At 58.9% G+C, this 22,297-nt stretch carries 17 protein-coding genes, 1 tRNA gene and 1 pseudogene; 10 read left to right on the top strand and 9 right to left on the bottom strand.

Translation table 11 applies throughout. The features are described from left to right. Positions 1–17 precede the first annotated feature (17 nt). The 3 genes from cutA to bchB form a co-directional block, all read right to left on the bottom strand. A complete protein-coding gene (cutA, locus tag ACVW0B_RS03270; RefSeq protein WP_414350043.1) occupies positions 18–353 on the bottom strand; it encodes a divalent-cation tolerance protein CutA in 336 nt (111 codons plus the stop codon). 61 nt (positions 354–414) lie between these two features. Then, on the bottom strand, positions 415–1,419 hold the full coding sequence (gene galE, locus ACVW0B_RS03265; protein ID WP_457490944.1) for a UDP-glucose 4-epimerase GalE: 1,005 nt from the start codon (positions 1,417–1,419) through the stop codon (positions 415–417). 54 nt (positions 1,420–1,473) lie between these two features. After that, a complete protein-coding gene (gene bchB / locus ACVW0B_RS03260; RefSeq protein WP_457490943.1) occupies positions 1,474–3,006 on the bottom strand; it encodes a ferredoxin:protochlorophyllide reductase (ATP-dependent) subunit B in 1,533 nt (510 codons plus the stop codon). 708 nt (positions 3,007–3,714) lie between these two features. Between bchB and ACVW0B_RS03255 the strand changes: the two are divergent. After that, positions 3,715–3,960: pseudogene (locus ACVW0B_RS03255) on the top strand (Mo-dependent nitrogenase C-terminal domain-containing protein); the annotation flags it as partial. 80 nt (positions 3,961–4,040) lie between these two features. Here ACVW0B_RS03255 and ACVW0B_RS03250 read toward each other — a convergent pair. Next, a complete protein-coding gene (locus ACVW0B_RS03250) occupies positions 4,041–8,873 on the bottom strand; it encodes a translocation/assembly module TamB domain-containing protein (RefSeq protein WP_457490942.1) in 4,833 nt (1,610 codons plus the stop codon). Positions 8,874–9,169: 296 nt separating this feature from the next. On the opposite strand from ACVW0B_RS03250, the gene ACVW0B_RS03245 reads away from it, so the two are divergent. The 5 genes from ACVW0B_RS03245 (at position 9,170) to ACVW0B_RS03225 (ending at position 12,817) form a co-directional block, all read left to right on the top strand. After that, entirely contained in the window at positions 9,170–9,583 is a 414-nt protein-coding gene (locus ACVW0B_RS03245) for an STAS domain-containing protein (protein ID WP_011433770.1), read from the top strand. Between the two features lie 8 nt (positions 9,584–9,591). Further along, entirely contained in the window at positions 9,592–10,347 is a 756-nt protein-coding gene (locus tag ACVW0B_RS03240) for a precorrin-2 C(20)-methyltransferase (protein WP_457490941.1), read from the top strand. Between the two features lie 826 nt (positions 10,348–11,173). Beyond that, positions 11,174–11,332, top strand: a complete 159-nt coding sequence (locus ACVW0B_RS03235; RefSeq protein ID WP_011433768.1) for a hypothetical protein — start codon at positions 11,174–11,176, stop codon at positions 11,330–11,332. A 326-nt stretch (positions 11,333–11,658) separates the two neighbouring features. After that, complete coding sequence (locus ACVW0B_RS03230) at positions 11,659–12,117, top strand: GNAT family N-acetyltransferase (protein WP_414344496.1); 459 nt, start codon at positions 11,659–11,661, stop codon at positions 12,115–12,117. A 178-nt stretch (positions 12,118–12,295) separates the two neighbouring features. Further along, a complete protein-coding gene (locus ACVW0B_RS03225; protein ID WP_457490940.1) occupies positions 12,296–12,817 on the top strand; it encodes a peroxiredoxin in 522 nt (173 codons plus the stop codon). A 4-nt stretch (positions 12,818–12,821) separates the two neighbouring features. Here the strand turns inward: ACVW0B_RS03225 and ACVW0B_RS03220 are convergent, their stop codons facing one another. After that, on the bottom strand, positions 12,822–13,007 hold the full coding sequence (locus ACVW0B_RS03220; protein WP_011433765.1) for a hypothetical protein: 186 nt from the start codon (positions 13,005–13,007) through the stop codon (positions 12,822–12,824). A gap of 144 nt (positions 13,008–13,151) precedes the next feature. Between ACVW0B_RS03220 and ACVW0B_RS03215 the strand changes: the two genes are divergently transcribed. Next, the gene (locus ACVW0B_RS03215; RefSeq protein ID WP_457490939.1) at positions 13,152–13,892 is read left to right on the top strand and encodes a glycerophosphodiester phosphodiesterase; all 741 of its coding nucleotides are present in this window, start codon (positions 13,152–13,154) and stop codon (positions 13,890–13,892) included. On the opposite strand, the gene ACVW0B_RS03210 is transcribed toward ACVW0B_RS03215, so the two are convergent. Further along, positions 13,889–14,623 (bottom strand): protein-L-isoaspartate(D-aspartate) O-methyltransferase, encoded by a 735-nt coding sequence (locus ACVW0B_RS03210; protein ID WP_011433763.1) that lies wholly within the window; start codon positions 14,621–14,623, stop codon positions 13,889–13,891. The genes ACVW0B_RS03215 and ACVW0B_RS03210 overlap by 4 nt on opposite strands. Before the next feature lie 643 nt (positions 14,624–15,266). Between ACVW0B_RS03210 and ACVW0B_RS03205 the strand changes: the two genes are divergently transcribed. Beyond that, entirely contained in the window at positions 15,267–17,147 is a 1,881-nt protein-coding gene (locus ACVW0B_RS03205) for an AMP-dependent synthetase/ligase (protein WP_414388956.1), read from the top strand. Positions 17,148–17,160: 13 nt separating this feature from the next. On the opposite strand, the gene ACVW0B_RS03200 is transcribed toward ACVW0B_RS03205, so the two are convergent. Further along, positions 17,161–17,475: a hypothetical protein gene (locus ACVW0B_RS03200; protein ID WP_457490938.1), complete on the bottom strand. Its 315-nt coding sequence runs from the start codon at positions 17,473–17,475 to the stop codon at positions 17,161–17,163. A gap of 261 nt (positions 17,476–17,736) precedes the next feature. Between ACVW0B_RS03200 and ACVW0B_RS03195 the strand changes: the two genes are divergently transcribed. Further along, entirely contained in the window at positions 17,737–19,047 is a 1,311-nt protein-coding gene (locus ACVW0B_RS03195) for a (Fe-S)-binding protein (protein WP_457490937.1), read from the top strand. A 115-nt stretch (positions 19,048–19,162) separates the two neighbouring features. Then, complete coding sequence (locus ACVW0B_RS03190) at positions 19,163–20,368, top strand: RNA-guided endonuclease InsQ/TnpB family protein (protein WP_457490936.1); 1,206 nt, start codon at positions 19,163–19,165, stop codon at positions 20,366–20,368. 129 nt (positions 20,369–20,497) lie between these two features. On the opposite strand, the gene ACVW0B_RS03185 is transcribed toward ACVW0B_RS03190, so the two are convergent. Next, positions 20,498–21,997, bottom strand: a complete 1,500-nt coding sequence (locus ACVW0B_RS03185; RefSeq protein ID WP_457490960.1) for a cobyric acid synthase — start codon at positions 21,995–21,997, stop codon at positions 20,498–20,500. 203 nt (positions 21,998–22,200) lie between these two features. Then, positions 22,201–22,272: transfer RNA gene (locus ACVW0B_RS03180), tRNA-Gln, on the bottom strand. Positions 22,273–22,297 lie beyond the last annotated feature (25 nt).

The raw sequence follows: 22,297 nt of genomic DNA, 5'->3' as shown, positions 1-22,297 counted from the left end.
CAACTGTGCACTATTCCCTAGCCTACCTGGTCGCGGGCCCACGCCAAATAGGTTGTGCTCACTTGAGTGGCTGCCAGAGCCAGGATCTCGGGCTCAGCGTAGGGGTGCAGCTCTCGCAGCCGTTGTTCCAGGCGGGGGTAGGCAGTTGCGGGCAATTTGAGCAGGATGAGGAACTCGGCATCGGCCTGCAGGGATCCCTGCCAGCGATAGTAGGACGTGATCCCGGGCAAGACCTGGGCACAGGCCACATAACGTTCGGCCACCAAGGTATGAGCCAAGCGATGGGCCTCGGCTTCGGATCCCACTGTGGTCATGACAACCGCGAGGGTATCGGGTGTGGTCTTATCGTCCATGCGGGGCAGTGGTTAACCAAGCGGTTCCTCCCTATCCTATCGCCCGCCAAGTTAGACGCTCCTAGCTCAACGGGGGCCTAGATTTGCCGAAATAGGGCCGCTTCTGGTGCCAGCGCCAGGCAGTTTGAATGATCTCGGCCAGGTCGGTGTAGAGAGGTTTCCAGTTGAGATCGCGAAGGATGGCGCCGGCATCGCCCACCAAGCGCGGGGGATCCCCAGGTCGACGTGCTCCCATTTGCACCGGGATCCGCTTTCCGGTCACGGCTGCTGCGGTGGCAATGACCTCTTTGACGGAAAAGCCTTGGCCATTGCCCAGGTTGTAGGCTGGTTGTATGGGTCGGCCAGAGGCCAGCGCTTCTACCGCCAACACGTGGGCTTGAGCCAGGTCGGTGACGTGAATGTAGTCGCGGATACAGGTGCCATCGGGGGTATCGTAGTCATCTCCAAAAACCGTGATGTGGGGACGTTGGCCGCCGGCGACCTCCAACACCAAGGGGATCAGGTGGGTTTCCGGGTCGTGGGCCTCCCCAATTTCGCCATCGGGATCGGCTCCGGCGGCATTGAAGTAGCGTAGGCTAATGGATCGGATCCCGTGGGCAACCTGGAAATCTTGCAAGATCTGCTCCACCATTAGCTTGCTCTGGCCGTAGGGGTTGATGGGACGTTGCGGATGACTTTCGGGAATGGGAATCCGCTCTGGCACCCCATAAGTGGCACAGGTGCTGGAGAACACCAGGTAAGGGATCCCGTGATCCCGCATGGCCTCCAACAAACTCAGGGATCCGGCCACATTGTTGCGGTAGTATTTGCCGGGATCCTTGACCGACTCGCCCACATAGGCATAGGCAGCAAAGTGAATCACCCCTTCCGGGCGATAGTGTTGGATGACTTGATCAAGCCGCTGGCGGTCGGCGAGATCCCCAATCTCCAACGGCCCCCAGCGAACTGCCCAGGGGTGCCCGTAAACCAAGTTGTCGTAAGTGATGGGCAGATGGCCAGAGGCCGCCAGAGCTTTGCAGGTGTGGCTGCCGATGTAGCCCGCCCCGCCGGTAACCAGGAGACGCATACGCCAGCTTAGATAGGGATCGCACCCAGGGTAAAGGTTGTCAACGGGATCCCTTCAAGCTCCAAAAGCTTCTTTGGCGGCGTACATGACCTCCACACCGATCTCGGTCAAGCCTCGTTCGCGGGCAAATTTTTCGGTGTTGCGTTTAACCTTGCCGCGCACAAAGCCGGGCACCTTGTTCAGTTCGGCTTGGGCTTCCCGCGTCCAGACGAGGTCGGAATCGGCGCTCAGGCTCTTGTGAATCACCTCCTTGGTGTCGTGGCCACCGAAGATCTCCAACAGGTGATCTTCCATGCCCAGGGTAAAGGAGTTGTAGATCAAGTCCACAATTTGGTTGGCGCCCTCGTAGCCCAAAAAGGGCCGGTAGCCGATAGGGAAATCCTGCACGTGGATGGGGGCCGAGATGACCCCACAAGGGATCCGCAGCCGTTTGCCCACATGCCGCTCCATCTGGGTGCCGAAAATCGCGGCAGGTTCCGCCTGGGCAATGGCGTCCGCCACGCGGGTGTGATCCTCCGTCATCAAGATCTGATCGCAATACCCTCCCACCTCTGCCTGGAACCACTCCCCATCGTAGGTGCAATAGCTGCCCGCCCACACCACGTGGATCCCCATCTCGCGGGCCAGGATTTTGGTGATGGCCGCCGCGTGGGTGGAATCCCCGAAGACCACCGCTTTTTTGCCGGTTAGGTTTTGGCAGTCGATGGAGCGGGAAAACCAGGCCGCTTGGGAAATGTGCAGCGTTTGCTCCTGGATGTAGGCTTCATAATCGACAGGGATCCCTTGCTCGTTTAGGATCTGCTGGATCTGGCGGATGAAGCGAGCCGTTTCCACCACCCCCATCGGGGTGATCTCAATGTAAGGCATGCCGAATTCCTGCTGCAGATAGCGAGCTGTCATCGGCCCCAGCTCCCGATAGGGCACCACATTAAACCAGGCCCGCCCCAGGTGTTTGAGATCGTGGACACTGGCCCCTTGCGGGATCACCAGGTTGAGCTGGATCCCCAGATCCCGCAGCAGCACCTTCAGCTCCCGCAGATCGTGGGCATTGTGAAACCCTAGGGTGGAAATGCCAAGGATGTTACAGGAAGGCCGCTCCGTCTTTTGGGGCAGGCCGTCTAACTCCCCGCTTTTGCGAGCTTTGGTGATATAGAACTCCACAATCTGCTGCAGGGTGCGATCCGCTGCCTGCAATTCGTTAACCCGGTAGTGGTTGACATCTGCCAGCACCACATCGCAGCGACTGGCCAACTGGGCCTGCCGGACAAAGTGATGCAGATCTTCCTGCAAAATGCTAGAGGTGCAGGTGGGGGTGACGACGATCAGATCCGGCTGCTCCTCGCCGTCTTTGCGGACGATGTTGCGAATCACCTTTTCGTCGGATCCCCGCGCCAACACCTGCCGGTCAACGACGCTGGTGGTTACCGGAGTAAAATCCCGCTCTCGCTCCAACATGGAACGCATCACGTTGAAATAGTCGTCTCCCAGAGGAGCGTGCATGATGCTGTGAACGTTTTTGAAGGAGCTGGCCACCCGCAGCGTGCCGATATGGGCAGGGCCAGCGTACATCCAATAGGCCAATTTCATGGGCAGCCTCTCAAGAAAGCCAGAGACAAAATCAAGGATCCCAACCCACCGCCGGATGTGCACCCGCTGGGAATCTCTCCTGGCATTGTAGAACGCTCAGCAGCCGGCATCCCTTGACCGTTATCGTCCTTAACTCCCAACCGAGACGCTCCCAAGCCAAACTCGATCAAAAGAAAAACAACCACGACAAGGCAACTGCAATTACGGGGATCCCTCTACTCCGCCCAAAGGGCTTGTTCCATCCTAGAAATAGGAGCGATGGATACCCATCTGGCCCCAAAGTTCAAGCTGAGGAACTTCAGGGATCCTGACAGGGAATCGGCTGGTGGACAAGAGCAGAGGAGTTTTTGTATTTTTCGTTACATGTTAACTTTTGGAGACAAAACATGTAGCTCTACAACGTTGAGCAGAGATTCTTGTTTACAGAAGCAAGCTTTCCGTTGGAGAAGGCAGACTAACAGAGGGAAGAGAGATGGCTAATGTTTCCCTGAATACAAGATCGACACAGAGAATTGTCGATGGCTAGTAATTTTGCGCGCCGTAACCGACCAAAGGCTGCTGCTTCTTCAAAGGTTGAGGTGAAAGCTTATGGGTTCCACAACGATTTCTTGGCAACGTGCTCGCAGAGCTCCTCAGGAGCTGACCGGTTCCATGACTTCCGTGCACTTCAAACCTACAACTCACCTGCGCGACTGGTTGCAGGCTCCATTGCGACCCATCCAATCGGCTATCGATAACTTCAGCATCCGCGATCCCCGCTTGGCCCACTTCCTTTGCTGGTGGATCCCGGCCCGCTGCCCCTTTGAGCGAGATGTGGTGCTGTTTGGCCATAAGGTGATGCACATTCCGCCCATGTGCAAACTTAACCCCTTCTACGACCAGGTGGTAGGGCTGCGCTTCCGGGCTTTGTCGTTTCTGGCGGAGCGAGGAGAAGACATTAGCCGTTACCTGTAAGGCAGCTTTTTCCACTAAATCTTTTTTCAAGGGATCCCTGGCCATCCAAAGCCTGCTGCCAAACTCCGGAGCGGATCCCATTAGAAGCGGGTCTCAAACTCGATGGAAATGACATTGTTGCCCTCGAGGTCGGTGCTGGCGCGGGTGAGGGTTTGCTCGTTGAGGCGGTAGCGGGCGCTGTAGCGGGTGGGCTGAAAGGGATCCGTTAGGTTGCGCTGCACCGAGATGGAAGTGGCTGGCCCCAGATCGCGGGCCACCTCCAGCGCTAGCCCTATCGAGGAGCGGTTGGCAGCGCGGGTATCGACCTGGGGGACGGGGCTAATGCGCACCTCGTCTAGGCCCAGGGTGTCCCGCAGCGTGTCCAGCACATCGTTGAGCAAGGCAGTTCCGGCCAGGCCGGCCACTCCCGCTTCGGGGTTGAGGCGGGCCAGAGCTGTGCCTCCCAGGAGGGCGACGATCTCTTCGGGGGAGCGGCTGGGGCTGCTGGAAAGGGCCAGAACCCCGTTGCGGGGATCCGCCTCAGCCAGCTGGCTGGCCCGCCCGTTGACCGTGGCGAAAATCTCGATGCTCTGCTGGGATCCCGGCAGGTTGCGGTTGGTGTCAAAGGGGGAGAGCTCTTGGGGAAAGCGATAGACCTCGATGGCCTGGGTCATCAAGCGCAGGTTCAGGAAGGGATCGAAGGGGTTGTCTAGGTCAAAAGTGGCGGTATTGGAGCGGGAGCGATCCAGGCGAAAGTTGGCAAGGGGCAGGTTGACGCGGCCTCGCTCTAGGGCAATGGTGCCCGCTGGGCGCAGATCCTGGGGAGTGCCAAACAGGCGCAAGGTGCCGGCAGCATTGAATTCAAACAGATTGGGACGCTGCACGCGGATCCCTGGCCCCAAGACCAGCTCCAGTCCGTTGAGCCGCGGCTGCCAGAAGGGATCCGGCGAAGTCGAGCCGGCGGCAGCTGTTGCGGCCTCAGGTTCTGCCCGGCGGGGGCTGACATCCACGATCCCTTGAGAAACCTCCAGCCGCCCCTCGAGCAAAGGTTGCAGAAGCAGCCCTCTGACAGCCACCTCGCCGTCCAGATGGCCAGTGTAGAGGCTGGGCAGGTTGAGCTGGATCCCTTGGAGTTGCAGAGTTAAGGGTGGCGAGGTTTCGTCCATCTGCAGGGCACCGCGAGAGTTGACGGGCAAAAAGCCTTCAGCCAAAAGGGATCCACCCCCCAACTGTCCCCGCAGCTCCTGGACTTGCAGCTGATTGAGGTTAAAGGCGATCTGGCCTGTGAGGTCGGTAATGGGCTCCGGCAGGGCTGCCAGCTTGAGGATCCCCGAGTTGACGCTCAAGTTCCCCTGCAGGCTGGGCTCTCGCAAGGTGCCGCGGATGGCCAGCTCCAGTTGGCTTTGGCCGCCTTCCCAGCGCACCTGGTCGGTGAAGAGGTTGATCAGGCGCAGACCGCCATGCTTGGCTTGCAGGGTGAGGTCGATCTGGTCGGATTCGGCCCGCACCTCGGCAAAGGGCAGGGTGTAGGGCACTAGGCCAAAGAGGCGAATGGGTTCGTCACCATTGGCCAGCAGGGCACCGTCCAGGCGCAGCTGCCCCCGCTGGTAGTCAAATTGTCCTCCCACCTCCCGCAGCGGCACCTGGTTGATCTGGGCGTTGACCACTGTCAGGGATCCGCGGGCATGGGGATCCCGCAGGTTGCCGGCCAGCTCCACGTCCAGGTTGAGATCCCCCTGCAGCTCCAGCTCCTCTGGCAGGAAGCGGTCCAGCAAAGCCAGAGGCAATCCTTGGATTTGCAAGGATCCCGACTGTTCCTCTAGGCCCAGCTTGCCCACAAAAAGGGCTTGACGTTCGCCACTGCGCAACCGCAGCGGCTCCAACACCACTGCATCTCCAGCCAGGCTGCCCCTGGCAGTAAGGCTTTCGATGCCAAACTCCTCTGCCTGCCAATTCTGGCCCTCAAGGTAAAAGCTGACGCTAGGCCGGTTGAGGCTGCCGACCAGGCTAACGCTGGCTTGGAATTCCCCTCGCAGACTTGTGGGCGGCGGGAAAGTGCTCCGCACCGCTGACGCGAACAGCGGATCCATGCGGCTGGCCAAGGTCTCCAGGTGGACGGCCAAGATCTGGGCATAGTACTCCAGCTGCTCCAGGAGAGGATGGTTGGGCAAACCAACCGGGTCGGTCTTTAACGCCGAGGCAGGGCCCAAGGGGGGCCGCCGGAAGCCGCGAGTGGTGATGTCTTGCCACTGCCGCCACTTAAAGGCAGAGACGATGTCTTCCAGGCGGCCCTGGCGGGTGCTGATCTCTAGGTTAATTTGAGGAACGGAAACCTCTGGAGTAGACTCCAAACCGCCCTGGAGGGGATCCGCCGGCAGCTCCAGGGTGCCGCTAGCGGTGTAGGTGCTCTCAAACAAATCCAGTTGAGCTTGGGCGATCTCTAGGCGAGGAGAACCATTACCAGCGTGGTAGTCGAAATCCACCGAAAAGCCCCGTACTTCGATCCCTCCCAACTGCAGATCCGCCACCGCAGCCCGTCCTTGGGCGGCGCCGCTTGCCAGGTCAACTGCCACCTCCCCCTCGAGGGTTCCCTGCAGACTGGCCCACGGCCCGGCAGCCACCCCCCCCAGCAAAGCCAGAGGCAACTGGTTCACTGCCACCTGGAGCTCCTCTTGCCGGCGTTGGCCGCGAATTTCCGCCTCGCCCCGCTGCACCTGAAACTGCAAAGGCTGAAACTGGGGATCCAACTGCAGCGCCAGTCGATCCCGCTTCCCCCGCAGATCCACTTCCGTCCCCTGAACAGACCCCTGAAAGGGCCCGGCCAAGTCTTCAAAGGCCACATCTCCCACCTGCAAGCCCCGCAACTGCACCTTGCCAGTCACCTGCAAGGTGTCCAGAGGTCCGCGGATCTGGCCGGATCCCTGCAGCACTCCTTTCACCAGCGGCGGCAGGCCGGGTACTTCTGCCAGCGTAATCCCGTCGGTGGTAAAGCTCAGATCCAGGGATCCCACCTGCAGCGTCTGGGGATCCAAGGGGATCTGCCCTTCGACCCTGGCCAGGCGAGTGCCACCTGCCAACACCTCCGCCTCCTGGATATGCAGTCCGGATCCCTCCCAAGTCACCTGGCCGCGGATGCCCTCAACCCACTGCCGTCCCCTCGCTCCCAAAGGCTGCAACAAAGCCAGCGACCCTTGCGCCCGCAACGCCCCCAGGAAGCCCACTTCTGCTGCCGCCGCCCTGTCCAGCTGCGCCGTCAGCTCGCCAGAGAGGGATCCCGGCCATTGGGGGTTGAAAAAGGCCAGCGGCACCTCCTGAGGAGCCAACTGCGTCTGGAGCTGTCCCCCCGCCCACCGCCCCGCCACCGCCACCCGGCCTCCGCCCACGTCCAGCACCGCCTGCGGCACCTGCACCACCCAGTCCCGACCCTCCGGCAAAACCTGCAGCTGCCCTCTTCCGGCAATCTCTCCCCCAAGACTTTCCCAGCTGGCCTCCGCCCGCGGTTGGGATCCCGTCAGCGCCACCTGCACTTGAGCGGAAACCGGCCCCACCCAAGGAAGAGCGCCCCGGCGGGGCAGGTTGAGGCCGTAAAGGGCCAGCACCTGCTCCACGTCGGCTCCGCTGACTTGAAGATCGAACTGGCCTGCCAAGCCGGCAGCCCATTGCAGCTGGCCGGAGCCTTGGATGCGACCCCCTGCAGTCTTGAGGTCAATTGCTTCCAAGGCCAAGGTTTGATCCGCAAAGTGGAAGCCAAAGGCATACTCCGACACCGGCAGGCGATCCACCCGCCCCGGCGAAAGCCCCCGCAACTGTCCCCGAATCTGTGGCCGATCCAAGGGGCCGGTGACCGTTACGGATCCCCCTACCACCCCCTCCACCGCCACCGGCAGGCCAAAGGCAAACGTCTCTTGGATCTGCTGCAGGCGGGCCGGCGCTACTTCCGCCTGCAAACCAAACCCCTGTCCTTGCTCCCAGACCACCGGGCCTTTTAGCTCGGCAAAGGAAAGCTGACCAAAGCGACCGCTCACCCCCTCCAGCTCCAACCCCTGCAAGGTAAAGCGAACGGAGCCCTTCACCTCTTCAAAAGGATGGGGCAACCTCTCCAGATCCAGCCGAGCCTGTTGAACCTGGGCCTGCCCCGTCAACTCCAGCGGTTGATCCCGCCGCCAGAGCACCTGGAGATCCAAGCCAGTTTCCCCCTGCACCTCCGCAAAAGGGGCCGCCGGCACCACACTGGGCAAGAGATCCAAAGGCAGACGAGCCGCAGAAAGCGTCACCGAACCGGAAGCCTGGGCAAAATCCGCCACCCCCCTGAGCTGCAGGGGGTACCCCCCCTCCCCCTCCCGAGGGAGCAACCGTGCCGTCGCCTGGAAACTGGCCCGCCCCCCGAAAAGATCCTCCTCTCCTGGCGGGGCATTGTGAGTCAGCCACACCTGCACCTGGCCCTGCAGCCGATCAAACTGGCGTCGCTCCCCCACCAAAGGGATGACCGTCAGGGATCCCTGGCGCAAGCGAATATTCAGCCCCTGGAAAGGCAGGGATCCCTCCCCTTCCGGCAGTTGAAACTGCACATCCGCCCAGCCGCGATCCAGCGTTTCCATCAGCAGCAGTTGCGGCTGGTTTAGGGTAACATTCAGCACCCACTGACCCGTCTGCAGCCAAGTCCAGAAATCGGGGCTGAGGTCGATGGAGCCGATGGTGGCCAAATGCTCAATGCGGCTTTCTCCCAAGCTCACCTGCCAAGGGGACAGAAACCTCACCTCCCCCAACTCCACGCGCCGGCGCATCGCTTGCGAGAGGGTTGCTTCCACCTGCGGCAGCACGTGATCTTGAAGGTAGATCCCTGTTCCCCAGGCGGCACCAAAGGCGGCAGCCGTCAAGCCCAAACCCACCCCAGCTAGAGTGATGGGGGAAAGGTTGAATCGTTGCTGCTGCATCTTTGGATCTTGGTGATCCTCTCCCAACCGCCTACCCCTTAAAAACCTGACAGGCTCCCAAAAGCCATTCGTGCACTGCGGGCCGACCTTGCCGGCACAGTTGCCCCCATCCTACCCAAGGACTCCTGGCTTGCCACGAGGGAACAGAAAGAAGAGATCCCTGCTCCCAGGCGTAATTCCCCCGAAGACCCCGCGGAAAAATACCGTCTCCCGCGGAGAACGGGGATGCTAAGCTATCTCCACACCCGAGATTGAACCCACCCTGGGGCCTCTCTCAGGTGTTCCCTTCTGTCGAGATGGTTGAAAGGAGAAGAGCCATTCCGGAACCCCTATCTCTGACGGTCAGCTTGCGCGGCAGCCGCGAGGCGCTGGAAAACTGCCAGGTCTTTCACCTGACTGGCCTTCTGGATGCCTTTTCCGAGCCGGTCTTTGTTAAGGTGGTCACCAAATACCTGGAAGAGGGATCCCCTAACCTGATCCTGGATTTGACAGGGATCGACTTCATCGACAGCTCTGGCGTCGGCGCCCTGGTGCAATTGGCCAAGCTGGTGCAGGGCCGCGCAGGTATCTTTCAGGTGGTGAGCAACCCCCGCATTACCCAAACGGTGAAACTGGTGCGCCTGGAGAAGTTCCTATCTTTGCGCAACTCCTTGCAGGAAGCCTTGGATCGCCTGAAGGAAGGAAGTACGGGCAGTACAGAGACCGCCTGATACACAGTATGGGTCTGGGAACCTTTTGGGGGATCAGTGCTGGAGCAGGGGATCCCGACTGGATCACGGTCAAAGCAGCCCGCATCCTCAGCACGGTCAACTGGGTGGCCTGTCCCCAAAATGCTGCCGGCCAGCCGGGCTTGGCCTACCAAATTGTGCGCCCTTGGCTGCGACCGGAACAAACCCTGCTGCCTCTTCATCTGCCGTTTGTCACCCGGTCGGAAGTCCTGCAAGCTGCCTGGCAAGCGGCTGCCCAGCAACTGGCCCCACTCCTAGAAAGGGGAGAAGATGTTGCCTTTATCTGTGAGGGAGACGTGGGCCTCTACAGCACCTTCGCCTACGTGGCCCAAGCCCTGCGGCAGCGGATCCCCGCCTTGCCCATCCAGGCCATACCGGGGGTGTGCTCTCCCTTAGCCGCTGCTGCTGCCCTGGGATCCCCCTTGGTGCTCGGCTCCGAGAAATTGGCGATTTTACCGGCTCTGTTTGCCCTCTCGGAACTGGAGCAGGCTTGTGCCTGGGCTGAGGTAGTCGTCCTCATGAAAGTGGCCTCTGTCTACCCTCAGGTTTGGCAGTGGCTGGCCGAAAGAGGTTGGCTGCAACAAGCCAGCTTGGTGGTCTGGGCCGGCTGGCCCCAGCAAACCCTCTTCCCCACCCTGGAAGGACTGGCCGACTACCAGCCCCCCTACTTTTCCCTGCTGATCCTGCGTTCTCGGCCCCGAAATCAAGATTCTCTTAACCTGGAAAACGAGCTACAGCTGGAATGAGTTTTCTAGGATAGGGAATGAGTTCCTTCCAGCGATTAAGCCCGAAGCAGGGGTTGGTCGGTATTTTTTTGCGTGTGTTTCCATTGAGCTTAAGGCTCGCGCCGAGCCAGCTTGTTTCCCCAAAAAATCAGGTGTCCTGTGACGGAAAGAGGCTGAGGAATCCGAATCCAGAATGCTGGGATCCCTCATTGACCTGAACCAAAAAGAGATGAAAAGACCAAGTTAAAGGAATGATCCAGCCTGTTAAGAATGGTTGCCGCCCTTGGTGGAGAGATCGGCTATAGGTTAGATTATGAATGTAGTGATTCAGGCGAGGAGGATAATATCTCATCCCCATCTCAAATGCGAGGCACCGCTTCTCGATTGAATCAAATCCAAAATTCAAGTCCAAAATTCTCTGTCGGTCAACGCTTTGATCCAAGCTTCCGATCCGTTGCTTCGGCAGACTCTCCTGAGAAGTGGTTGTCTCGCTCAGCAGAGCACCTGTTACCTACGACAGGTTTTCCTCAAAGCAGAACAAGGGAGTTAGGCAGATAGCAGTTGGGCTTGCTGCACAAGCCACTGGGAAAGTGAGAGAGCGCTCTAGGTGTTCCTCAAATAATCCTCAAATAAAAGTGGTTTTGCCAGATCAACAAGCTCAGCCGGCTATTTTGAGTCTCCATTCATGAGCGAGTCAGGGTGGGAAAATCGGTGATCAGGTTCAGGTGCTCTCAACCTGCAAGCTCTGGCAACTTGGAACCAGCGCTCAGTGGGACAAGGACTGCGGGCTTTAGCAATTCGAGGTTCTCTCAGTTCATAGTTTCACTCTCACTTTCAGGAGGTTGCTATGTTTACCTTTCTCTCAAAGATTGCTAGAGCAATTATCCGCATATTTGCTCCTGCCAAGTCCGATCTGGTGGAAGTGGGTTACCAGCCCATCACGGATGATATCTATCGCATCAACGGCTCAGCCTGCCGTTTTAGCGATCTGGAGATCTCATCGTAAACCTCAGAGTCGGATTCTGGTGTCGGAGCGGCCACTGGCGCTGGCCTAGAAATTGGAAACTAGAAATTGGAAAGCTACAAGTTAAGACAACTGAATAAGTCTTAGTTAAGTCTTGGATGCGGTTAGTCCGCGTCGGCAGGGGTGGTTTTCCTCCCTGTGGCCAAGTTCTACCGGTTCAGTGGTGGCTCCCCGTGGGGGTCACCACTTATTGTTTTGTTGTTTGCAAGTTGTTTGGGAAAATAAGGAGAATGCTTGCGGTTGCCCTATCTCAACCTGTGTTGCCTTCCCCCGTAGTTTACCCAGCTACATCGAATGATCTGGATCCCTTGGCCGAAGTTCTAGCCCAGGTTTTTCATCCCCCCTCAGGTCTGCAACGCTGGATCTACCCAATTCGCAAGCTGGGCATTCGCGAAGAGTTGCGCCTCAGGCTGGCCGCAAGGGATCCCCACTACTGCTGTCTGGCAGCTGCGGTGGGATCCGAAGTGGTGGGCACTGCCGAGATCTCTTTGCGGGTCACAGCCCACGGGAAGTATCCCTACCTCTCCAACTTGGCGGTGCTGCCCGGCTGGCGGCGGCGAGGAATTGCTCGTCTGCTTTTGCTCAGTGCTGAAGGGGTGGCGAAAGGGTGGGGCTACCGCTGTTTGCATCTGCACGTATTGGAAGACAATCTCCCCGCGCGGCAACTGTACGCTCAACTGCGCTATACCCCCATCGAACGCACCTCTCAACTCTGGCGATGGTTGGGGATCCCTCCGCAGCTTTTGCTCTGCAAGTGGTTACCTTGAATCGGCCCATCGGCAACATTGAGCTGGCAGATTCCCACCCCGCCGGCTTGCTTCATGGTGGTGAGACGAGGTCCTGGACTCAGCTTTTATAAAGTTATGTAAACTAGAAATCGGGTTTTAGAGAGGTCCTAGAGTGGCAGTGAAGGAAGTGGGCAGAGTTTGGCGCTGGTTAAACCTCATGAGATTGGTTGTGGGCCTGCTTGTGGGCTTTGGGATGACTCAGCCTGCCTGGGCCCAGTGGGGGACTACCCCTCTCCCGCCGATAGGTTCTCCTGCGCCGGAGTTCGCATTGCCAGATCAATCCGGGCAAATACGGCGGCTGGCGGATTTTCGGGGGGAGTGGGTGGTGTTGTATTTTTACCCCCGCGACTTCACTTCCGGCTGTACGATTGAGGCCCGCCGCTTTCAGCAAGATTTGCCCAAGTTCCGGGCCATGGGGGCACAGGTTGTGGGCGTGAGCGCTGACTCGGTGGACTCTCACAGGCGCTTTTGCTCGGCAGAGGGGCTACAGTTTCCTTTGCTGTCGGATCCCGACGGCACGGTCAGTCGAGCTTACGGATCCTGGATGGGCGATGTTGCCCTGCGCAATACGTTCTTGATCGACCCGGAGGGGATTTTGCGAGAAATCGACCCAATCGTGAACCCCAGCCGCCACAGTGCTGAGGTTCTGGCCCAGTTGCAACGGCTTGTCGGTAGCTAGCCCTCTAGCTTTCCGGGCCAAAAGTCTGCTCGAACTCGTGGAGCAACTCGTCGATCTCCTCCAGCGCTTGGTTGACATCCACGCGCAAGCTGCCCAAGTCTGGCTTTTCCAACAGCTTGGCTACCGCTGGCCGGCGTTCGCGGATTAGCTTGATGCGCTCTTTCAAGGCGGCAATTTCGGCGGCGTCCATAGCTTCAGAGACCTAATTGACTCTCCTAGCTTATCGCTTCCGCTGGGGGAGTGTCGCCTGCTGGGATCCCTTTCTGAACCACCGAGAGCCAATCATAATAGAGCTGCGCAACCTGGCACTCAACCCCGCTTCAGAGGTGCTGACATGCTCCCCTACACCCAGATTGTCGCCCACCGTGGGGAGCACACCCACGCCGAGGAAAATACCCTGGCCGCTTTTGCTGCTGCTGTTGAAGTGGGGGCCGAGCAAATTGAGCTGGATGTGCGCCGCAGCCGAGATGGGATCCCACTGGTTGTTCACGATGCCGATTTGGATGGACAGCCTTTGGCCGCATTAACTTGGGCCGAGATTCGGGCCCGCAAACCCACGATTCCCACTCTTGAAGAGACCCTGTCACATATCAAGGGCAAAATCACCCTCGATATCGAACTCAAAGAAGCAGGCTATGAGGAACAAGTCCTTGCCCTCGTTAGCGATATTTTGACCCCCGAAGAATTTGTGATCACCTCTTTTTTGCCTCAGGTGGTGAAGCGGGTTAAAACGCTTTTGTCCCCGCAACCCAAGGTTGGCCTGTTGATCGAGGCAAAGGCTGAGGAGCAAGCCAAGGGATCTTTACTTACCCGTTGCCGGGAGTTGGGAGCGGATTTTCTGGCCCCCCACTACAGTTGGGTGAACTTGCAGTTCTTGGCTGAAGCTGAACAGGCCGGGATCCCTCTGTACGTTTGGACGGTGAACGATCCTGAAGTGATGAAGTTGTGCTTGCAGCCATTTGCCGGCTCAGTAGGACAAAATCCCGTTGTTCAAGGGTTGATCACCGACCGTCCCCAATTGGCTTTGCAAATTCGCGCCCATCTTTTGGCAGAAATAGAGGGGGCAAAACCCTAGACCATGGGCACAAACTGCACCGGAAAAGCCCCTTTTTGAACCCATCCTTGGGCTGTTTTGCAGAGGATCAGCAAGGACTGGGATCCCTGGGCACCGGAGTCCGAAGGGCTTTCTCCCACCGGCACCACCAAGGTGCCCCCCACCGCCAGTTGATCCAGCAGCACCATGGGCACAGTTGGGGGCGCTGCCGTCACCAGAATGGCATCGTAGGGAGCATGCTCTGGCCAACCTTGGTAGCCATCCCCCTGACGCACTTCCACGTTGCGATAGCCCAGGGCAGCGAGGGTTTGTTGAGCTTGAGCAGCCAATGGGGACAGACGCTCCAGGCTATACACTTGCCGGGCCAGCTCTGCCAAAACGGCCGCCTGATAGCCGGAGCCGGTGCCGATTTCCAACACCACCGATTCAGGCGTGAGGCGAGCAGCTTCTGTCATAAAAGCAACAATATAGGGCTGAGAAATGGTCTGGCCATAGCCGATGGGCAGAGGGCAATCCCTGTAGGCCCGATCCCGCAGATCAGAGGGGACAAAAAGGTGACGCGGCACTTTTCCCATGGCTTCCAGTACCCGTGGATCTCGGATCCCTCGTTTGATGAGCTGTTTCTTGACCATCTGCTCCCGTTGGGAAGCAAAAGGATCGGAAGCGTCTGGGGGCTGAGGTTCAACTTCTGGGATCCCAGCTGGAGAGCGAGAAGAATGTCTCCACCGGAAGGATGAGAATGGGTTGATCACCGGCGTACAACCTCCAGGAACGATGAGCCGCTCAGATTTTTCTCCGCTACAACTGCTGGGCTGTGAGGTCATTGCTCAATAGCACTGAAGCTGTTCACTTTATGGGGTTGAGGATTCCAGCCTCTCTTCTCCCCCCTTGCAAGAAAGGCCGGAGATGATTGCTGCATATTACGAGTTAACCCAATTTCTAGCATTGAATGGGGAGGCAGGAGTGAGGGGGAAAATGCCCGTAGAGTCCTATTCCAATCCTGACTTACTTTCGGTAAGACTTCACCACTTGATGAAGAGATTGTTGCCAAACTGGAAGATGAGAAAATCAAACAGAATCCCCAAGAGCCTCTGTCCTGACCCTGTTTGACCTTCTTGAACCTCATTTGAACCTCAGGTGAGGCTCGCAGCCGGGATCCCCATGGGAGATATGGGATCCGGTTTGATCAAAATTGTAAAGTTTTGTGCGCAATCTGCCGGGGCGAGCAATCACCACCCTGGTTCTGCCAGCGCAAGATTTTATAGTGTTGATCCCTACCTTTTCCCCGCAAGGGGAAGATGGTGAATGGGGTGACAGGCTGGGAACTGTCCTAGCGACACCTGGGGAGAGAGGCTGGGTTTAATAGACTGTAAACGTAATTTACGGTACAGATCTATGACAACTGCTGCCGCTTCTGCTACTCCCACTGCCCCTGAGACGACGCTGCTGAACGTTTGGCAAGTGCTGGCGGAAGAGTTTGCCGGTCAGGTTGCCCTACGGGATCCCCACGCGCAGCCAGTTTTCGAGATGTCTTATGGAGAGCTGTTTCGCCGCATTCAAACCCTGGCGGCTGGCCTGCAGGCTTTGGGCATTTGCCCGGGGGATCGGGTGGCCATTTTTGCCGATAACTCCCCCCGCTGGCTGATGGCCGATCTGGCCACGATGTTCACGGGAGCTGTGAATGTGCCCCGCAGCGCTGTGGCGGATCCCAGTGAGCTGGGCTACATCTTGCGCCACTCCGGTAGCACGGCCCTGATTGCTCAGGATCTGAAGACCCTGAGGCGGATCCGGCCGGATGTGCAGGAGCTGGGCCTGGAACGGCTGCTGTTGCTTTCCGATGAGCAGGAAGCAGGGGTGCTGAACTTTTCCCAATGGCTGCAAAAGGGTCGGGAACACACCTACCAACCCCCAAAGCTGGAGCGATCCCAACTGGCCACCATCATCTACACCTCCGGCACCTCCGGTCGGCCCAAGGGGGTGATGCTCAGCCACGGCAACCTGATGCACCAGGTGGAGAACTTGGGCGTGGTCGTACAGCCACAACCGGGGAATAAGGTGCTGACCATTCTGCCCACTTGGCACTCTTATGAGCGGGCTTGCGAGTATTTTCTCCTCAGCCGTGCCTGCATGCTGGTCTATACCAGCCCTCGCTTTATCAAACAAGATTTCCAACAGGAGCACCCCCATTTTCTGGTGGCAGTGCCGCGGATTTGGGAAACCGTTTATGAAGGGATCCAACGGCAATTCAAAGAGAAAAGCCCCCTGATGCAGCGGCTGATCCGCGCTCTGATGGCCGTGAGTGAGAGCCATGTGCTCTCTGGACGGATAGCTCGCAACCAGTCGATTTTGCATTACGGAGTCAGCCCCTGGGTGCGCCTGCAGGCTCGCCTGCAACATTGGCTGCTCTGGCCCCTGCACCGATTGGCCGATGTGCTGATCTACCGCAAGGTGCGACGGGCGTTGGGCCCCAATTTTCAACATGCCATCAGCGGCGGTGGATCCCTGCCTGCCTACTTGGATCTGTTCTACGAGGTGGTGGGCATTTCCATCTTGAATGGCTACGGCCTCACCGAAACTTCGCCGGTGTTGTGCGCGCGGCGTCCAGACAACAATGTGCGCGGTACGGCTGGCCCCCCTCTGCCGGGGACGGAGTTTCGCATTGTGGATCCTGAAACTCGACAGCCGCTGCCCCCTGGAGAAAAAGGACTAATCCTGGCCCGTGGCCCGCAGGTGATGATGGGCTACTACAACAACCCGGAAGCCACTGCCAAGGTGCTCAGCTCCGACGGCTGGTTTGAAACCGGGGATCTGGGCTGGCTCACCCCCGACGGGCAACTGGTGATCACCGGCAGAGCCAAGGATGTCATTGTCCTACTCAATGGGGAGAACATCGAGCCCCAGCCGCTGGAAGATGCTTGTCTGCAGTCTCCTTACATCAGTCAGATCGTGATCGTCGGGCAAGACCAAAAGAAATTGGCTGCACTCATCTACCCCAACCTCGATGCCCTCAAAGCCTGGGCTGCCGAGCAAGGGATCCCGGCTGAGGATGCCGAGCTGCTGGCCCAGCCCCAGACCCGCACCTTGATTTTGCAGGAGGTGCGCCGCCGCATCCAAGAACGCCCTGGCTACCGGCCCGACGAGCAGGTCAGCGACTTTCGCTTCTTGCCGGAGCCGCTGAGCGTGGAAAACGGCCTTATGACCCAGACCCTGAAGATCAAGCGCAACCCGGTGGCTGAGCGCTATGCCCACCTCATCCAGGAGATGTATCCGGCTTGAGGTGCAGGCCCACCTAAGTTTGGGATCCCCGTTGTTGCTCCAAGTAGCGCCGGAATTGCTCCGGTGGAATGGCCCCTCGGTAGGCTCCACAGTAGTAGAGGGTAAGCACTGCCTTGTAGGCCCAATCGCTTGGCACCACATCCGGGAAAGGGCTGGGCAAAGTATCTGCTTGGTTGTTGGCGCAGGCTTGCAAAATTTGCTCTGTGGTTAGCTGTTCTGCCAGGTCTGGAGGGAGTTCCCGCAGGTTGGCTTGGGCCAGAGCGGCGGTGGGCAGGCTCAAACTGGAGAGGGCTGCGCCCACAAGAGCTGAGGTGAAGAGGTGTTGCACTTTCGTAGCACTCCGTGCTGTGCAGAGCACAGACAACTCGAAGAGGGTTAACGAGGGATCGATTGAGAGGGAATCCGTCCGGGGAGTCCCTTCTTCAGGGTAGTACGGACGAAAGGAGCGTCTGGATCTGGATAGAACGCCTCAGCCGCTTTGTTCCCGGATTAAGATGCAGGAAACGGGGGCACCTCCAAAACCCCAAAACAAGCCAAAAGGCAAGATTGAGTCTGTACAGCAGGCTTTTGTGCTGAGAGCTAGAGGCCGATGAACGTATCCAAAGGGCCAAGTTTTGACGGCGTGGATCCCCCGGATCCGAAGCTGATCGATGCCTGTGTGCATTGCGGGTTTTGCCTGACCACCTGCCCCAGCTACCGTGTCATCGGCAAAGAGACGGACTCGCCGCGGGGGCGGATCTATCAGATGGATGCCCTCAACCAGGGGCAGATCGCCCTTTCTGCGGCTACGGTTTCCCACTTCGACAGTTGCTTGGGCTGTTTGGCCTGTGTTACGGCCTGTCCATCGGGGGTGCAATATGACCGCTTAATTGCCGCCACCCGCCCGCAAATCGAACGCAACTACCCACGTAGCCTTTGGGATCGGCTTTACCGCCAGTTCATCTTCTCGGTGTTTCCTTACCCGGAGCGGCTGCAACCGCTGCTGTGGCCTCTCTGGCTGTACCAAAAAATGGGGATCGGCGCTTGGATCCGAAAGGGTCTGGAAAAGGTCTCCCCGCGTTTGGCGGCCATGGAATCCCTGATGCCCCCCCTGGAGGTGGAGCAACTGCTGCCCAAGCGTTACCCTGAGCGGATCCCGGCGGTGGGAGAACGCCGTTTTCGGGTGGGGCTCATTTTGGGCTGTGTGCAGCGCCTGTTTGCCCCACAGGTAAATGAGGCCAGCATTCGCGTCTTGACCCACAACGGCTGTGAGGTGGTGATCCCGCCCGTCCAGGGCTGTTGCGCGGCCTTGCCCCACCATCAAGGGCAACTGCGCCAGGCGGAAACCCTGGCCCGCCAGATGATCGATGCCTTTGCCGATTACGAGTTGGATGCCATTCTGATCAACGCTTCCGGCTGCGGGCATACCCTGAAAGACTATGGCCACCTATTGGCCAGGGATCCCGACTACAAAGAGAAGGCAGCCCGATTTGCCGCCCAGGTCAAGGACATTCAGGAGTTTCTCGCCCAGGTGGGGTTAACGGCTCCCCTACATCCGCTACAGCCGGAACCCCTGGTGCTGGTCTACCAGGATGCCTGTCACATGCTGCATGGGCAGCGGCTCAGCCAGGAACCCCGACACCTGCTGCGGCAAATCCCAGGGCTGGAGCTGCGGGATCCCGTCGATGCGGCCCTCTGCTGTGGTAGCTCCGGCGTCTACAACCTGTTGCAACCCCAGGTGGCGGATGAGCTGGGATCCCAGAAGGTAAAGAACTTGCTTAACACCGGTGCTCAGGGGATCGTCTCCGCCAATATCGGCTGCCGCCTACAAATCCAGAAACATCTGCGCCTACAGGGCAAAGCCGGGATCCCCATCTATCACCCGATGGAATTGTTGGATCGCGCCCTTACCGCTGCGTGACGCTTTCGCGAACAAGCTACAGGGGCTGCCTCTAGTCCCCGATCTGCTGAACAATTGGTTACTTTGCGGAACCGAAATAGCCATTAAACTAAGCATGTTGGCCGCGGCTATCTGAATGCTGCTTGGATTCCGCACCCGCTTAGAGCTGAATAACCGGCAGAAGACCCTAGCCGCTCAGCACGCTGGGGTAGCCCGTCACGCCTACAACTGGGGCCTGGCCATCTGTCGGCAAGCCCTGGAGAACCGGCAGAAACTCCCCACCGCCATTGACCTGCACAAGCGCCTGGTAGCCGAGGTTAAGAAGGAAAACCCCTGGTACTACCAGGTCTCCAAATGCGCTCCTCAGCAGGCATTACGCAACTTGGAGCAAGCCTTTAAGCGCTGGCGGGGTGGGTTGGGGAAGTTCCCCCGCTTCAAACGCAAGGGAGTGCGAGACAGCTTTTACCTAGAAGGCAGCATCCGCATTTCTGGCGACCGCATCAAGGTGCCTATCTTCGGTTGGCTGCGCTGTGCAGAGTTACTTCCGGCGACCACACCCAAGAACGTGGTCATTAGTCTTCGCGCCGGACATTGGTATATCTCCTTCAAATATGAAGCTCCAGCGCCTCAGGTGGAGAAGACCGGGGAAGTTGTGGGAGTGGACTTAGGTATCCATCACCTGGCCACCTGTTCCGACGGGAAAGTATTCGAGAGTCCAAAACCCTACCGCAAGGCGAGGAAGCGTCTGGCCAGACTGCAACGGCGGCTGAGTCGCAAGCAGAAGGGATCCGCTAACCGTAAGAAGGCGGTGGTGCAGTTAGGCAAGGCCCATAAGCGGGTGGCAGACATTCGGCAAGACAATCTGCACAAGCTAACGACTTACCTGGCCAAGAAGTATCGGGTGGTGGTGATTGAGGGCTTGCAGGTGAAGAACCTGCTCAAGAACCGCAAGCTGGCAGGAGCGCTGTCAGACTGTGGGTTCTACGAGTTTCGGCGACAGCTAGAGTATAAGGCCCGGCTCTACGGCTGTCAGGTGGTGGTGGCGGATAGGTTTTATCCGTCCAGCCAACTGTGTTCAGGGTGTGGGCACCGACAGAAGATGCCACTGCAGGAAAGGGTGTTTCGCTGCGAGAGGTGCGGCCTGGAGCTAGACCGCGACTTGAATGCAGCCATCAACCTAGCCCAGTGGTATCTAACTACCTGCAGCTCGCGGGGAAGTCACGCCTGTGGAGATCCCTCTGGCGGGGTGGTGGGGGTGAACTCTGCCGCCAGTCATGGGTCGCTGAAGCAGGAAGAAAGCAGCGATGCTGGGCAAAGTTCTGTTTTGTTCAGCGTTGCATAAGTCTTTCGGAGCGGTCAGGCAGAGGTAGCCGAGGCAACCGGTTGAGTGGATCCTGGATTTCCGGTCGCGCTGGCGTAACCTGGCGCAACATAGCCTCCCACCCCACTTCTCTCCCCCATCGCCGATGGGCTATTCCATCAACAGGCCCAAGTCCAGGTGAGGCTGCCACAGATCGGCCAGGCGCTCCAGCAATTGCTCCCGCTGCTGAGCATAGTGGCCCTCCAGATCCGGCAAGGGATCCCAGCCTTTTTGTCGGCGCAGCCAGTTCAGCCATTGTCGCCGCCACAGGTGGTTGTCAAACAGGCCATGCAGATAGCTGCCCCAAATCCGACCCGTGGGATCCCGCCAGCCCAGGTTCTCTCGGTCGAACACCGGCAGACAGCCAGAGGGATCCGCCTGGGTGGATCCCTGATGAATTTCGTACCCCTGGATGGGGGCCAGGGCAGGCCATCGGCTTTGGGTCTGCACCTGCTGGGTGACCTTGGTGGGTTGTAAAACGGTGGTCAAAGGGAGAAAGCCCAGCCCTGGGTAGGTGCCGGCGATCCCCTCCCAGCCTTCGGGATCGGCGATGGTTTCTCCCAACATTTGCAGTCCGCCGCAAATGCCGACGATATGGCCGGAGTATTGGCGCAGTTGCTCGGCCAAGCCGGTCTTTTGCAACGCGAACAGATCGTTGAGGGTGGTTTTGCTGCCGGGCAGGATGACCACATCCGGGGATCCCAAACTTTGGCCGGGGTGAACCCAGCGCAGATGGACGGTGGGCTCCGCCAACAAGGGGTCAAAATCCGAGAAGTTGGCTACCTGGGGCAAACGCACCACAGCAATCTCCAGGCGCCCTTCCCTCAGGGCTTGGCCACCGGCCCGGTCGCGGCGATCTTCCCAAAGCAGGGGGTTGGCTGCAATTCCCATCGAATCCTCTTGGGGCAGAACCCAGTCCACCCAAGGCAAGACCCCGACAACTGGGATCCCGGTGTAGTTTTCCAGCCAATCCAGGCCGGGCTGCAACAGTTCCCGCGAGCCCCGAAACTTGTTGATGACAATGCCCCGGATCAGGGCCCGTTCTTCGGGTTCCAGCAGTTGGAGCGTGCCCACCACATGGGCCAGCGCCCCACCTCGGTCGATGTCCGCCACCAGCCAAGTGGGGGATCCCAAATGCAAGGCAACCCGCATATTTGCCAAGTCCCGATGTTTGAGGTTCACCTCTGCCGGACTGCCTGCCCCCTCGCAAAGGATCCAGTCGTACTGCTGTTGTAGGCGAGCAAGGGCTTCTTTGACCGCTTGCCAGGCCGGCGCAAACCAGCGCTCGTAATACTCTCCGGCGCGGTAGGTGCCCACCGCCACTCCGTTCAAGACGATCTGGGAAGTCAGGTTGCCCTGGGGCTTCAGAAGAATCGGGTTCATTTCCACCGCAGGGGGGATCCCGGCAGCCCAAGCTTGCAGAGCCTGCGCGTAGGCGATCTCTTTGCCCTCTGGGGTGACATAGGCGTTGAGGGACATATTCTGAGCTTTGAAGGGGGCGACCCTTTTTCCCGCTTTCTTGAGAATGCGACAGAGGGCTGTCACTAAAAGGGTTTTGCCCACATGGGAAGAAGTTCCCACCACCATCAAGGATCGACCTGAACAGCTCACCCCGGATCCCTCACCCTTGGTTTCTGGTTGTTGCCATTCTCTCCGCGGCCAGTCCTGCCAAGCCAGGGCCTCCGTTGGCAAAAGCGACCCCATGATTCCTCAGTTCCCCAGAGCAACGCGCCCTGCTGATGCCCAGAGCCTCACCCTCCGGTCTGCACGGGATCCCAGGGGCTTGCGCTTTGTGCTTTCGACAGGATTTTAAGCTGGGGCAGATGGATTCGAACCACCGAATGGCGGGACCAAAACCCGCTGCCTTACCGCTTGGCGATGCCCCAATTCACATTGCTTAACCGGCTTAAT

The sequence above is a fragment of the Thermostichus sp. MS-CIW-23 genome, from assembly GCF_054059455.1.
The sequence above is the reverse complement of the archived record's forward strand: the minus strand, read 5'-3'. Positions and strand labels throughout refer to the sequence as shown.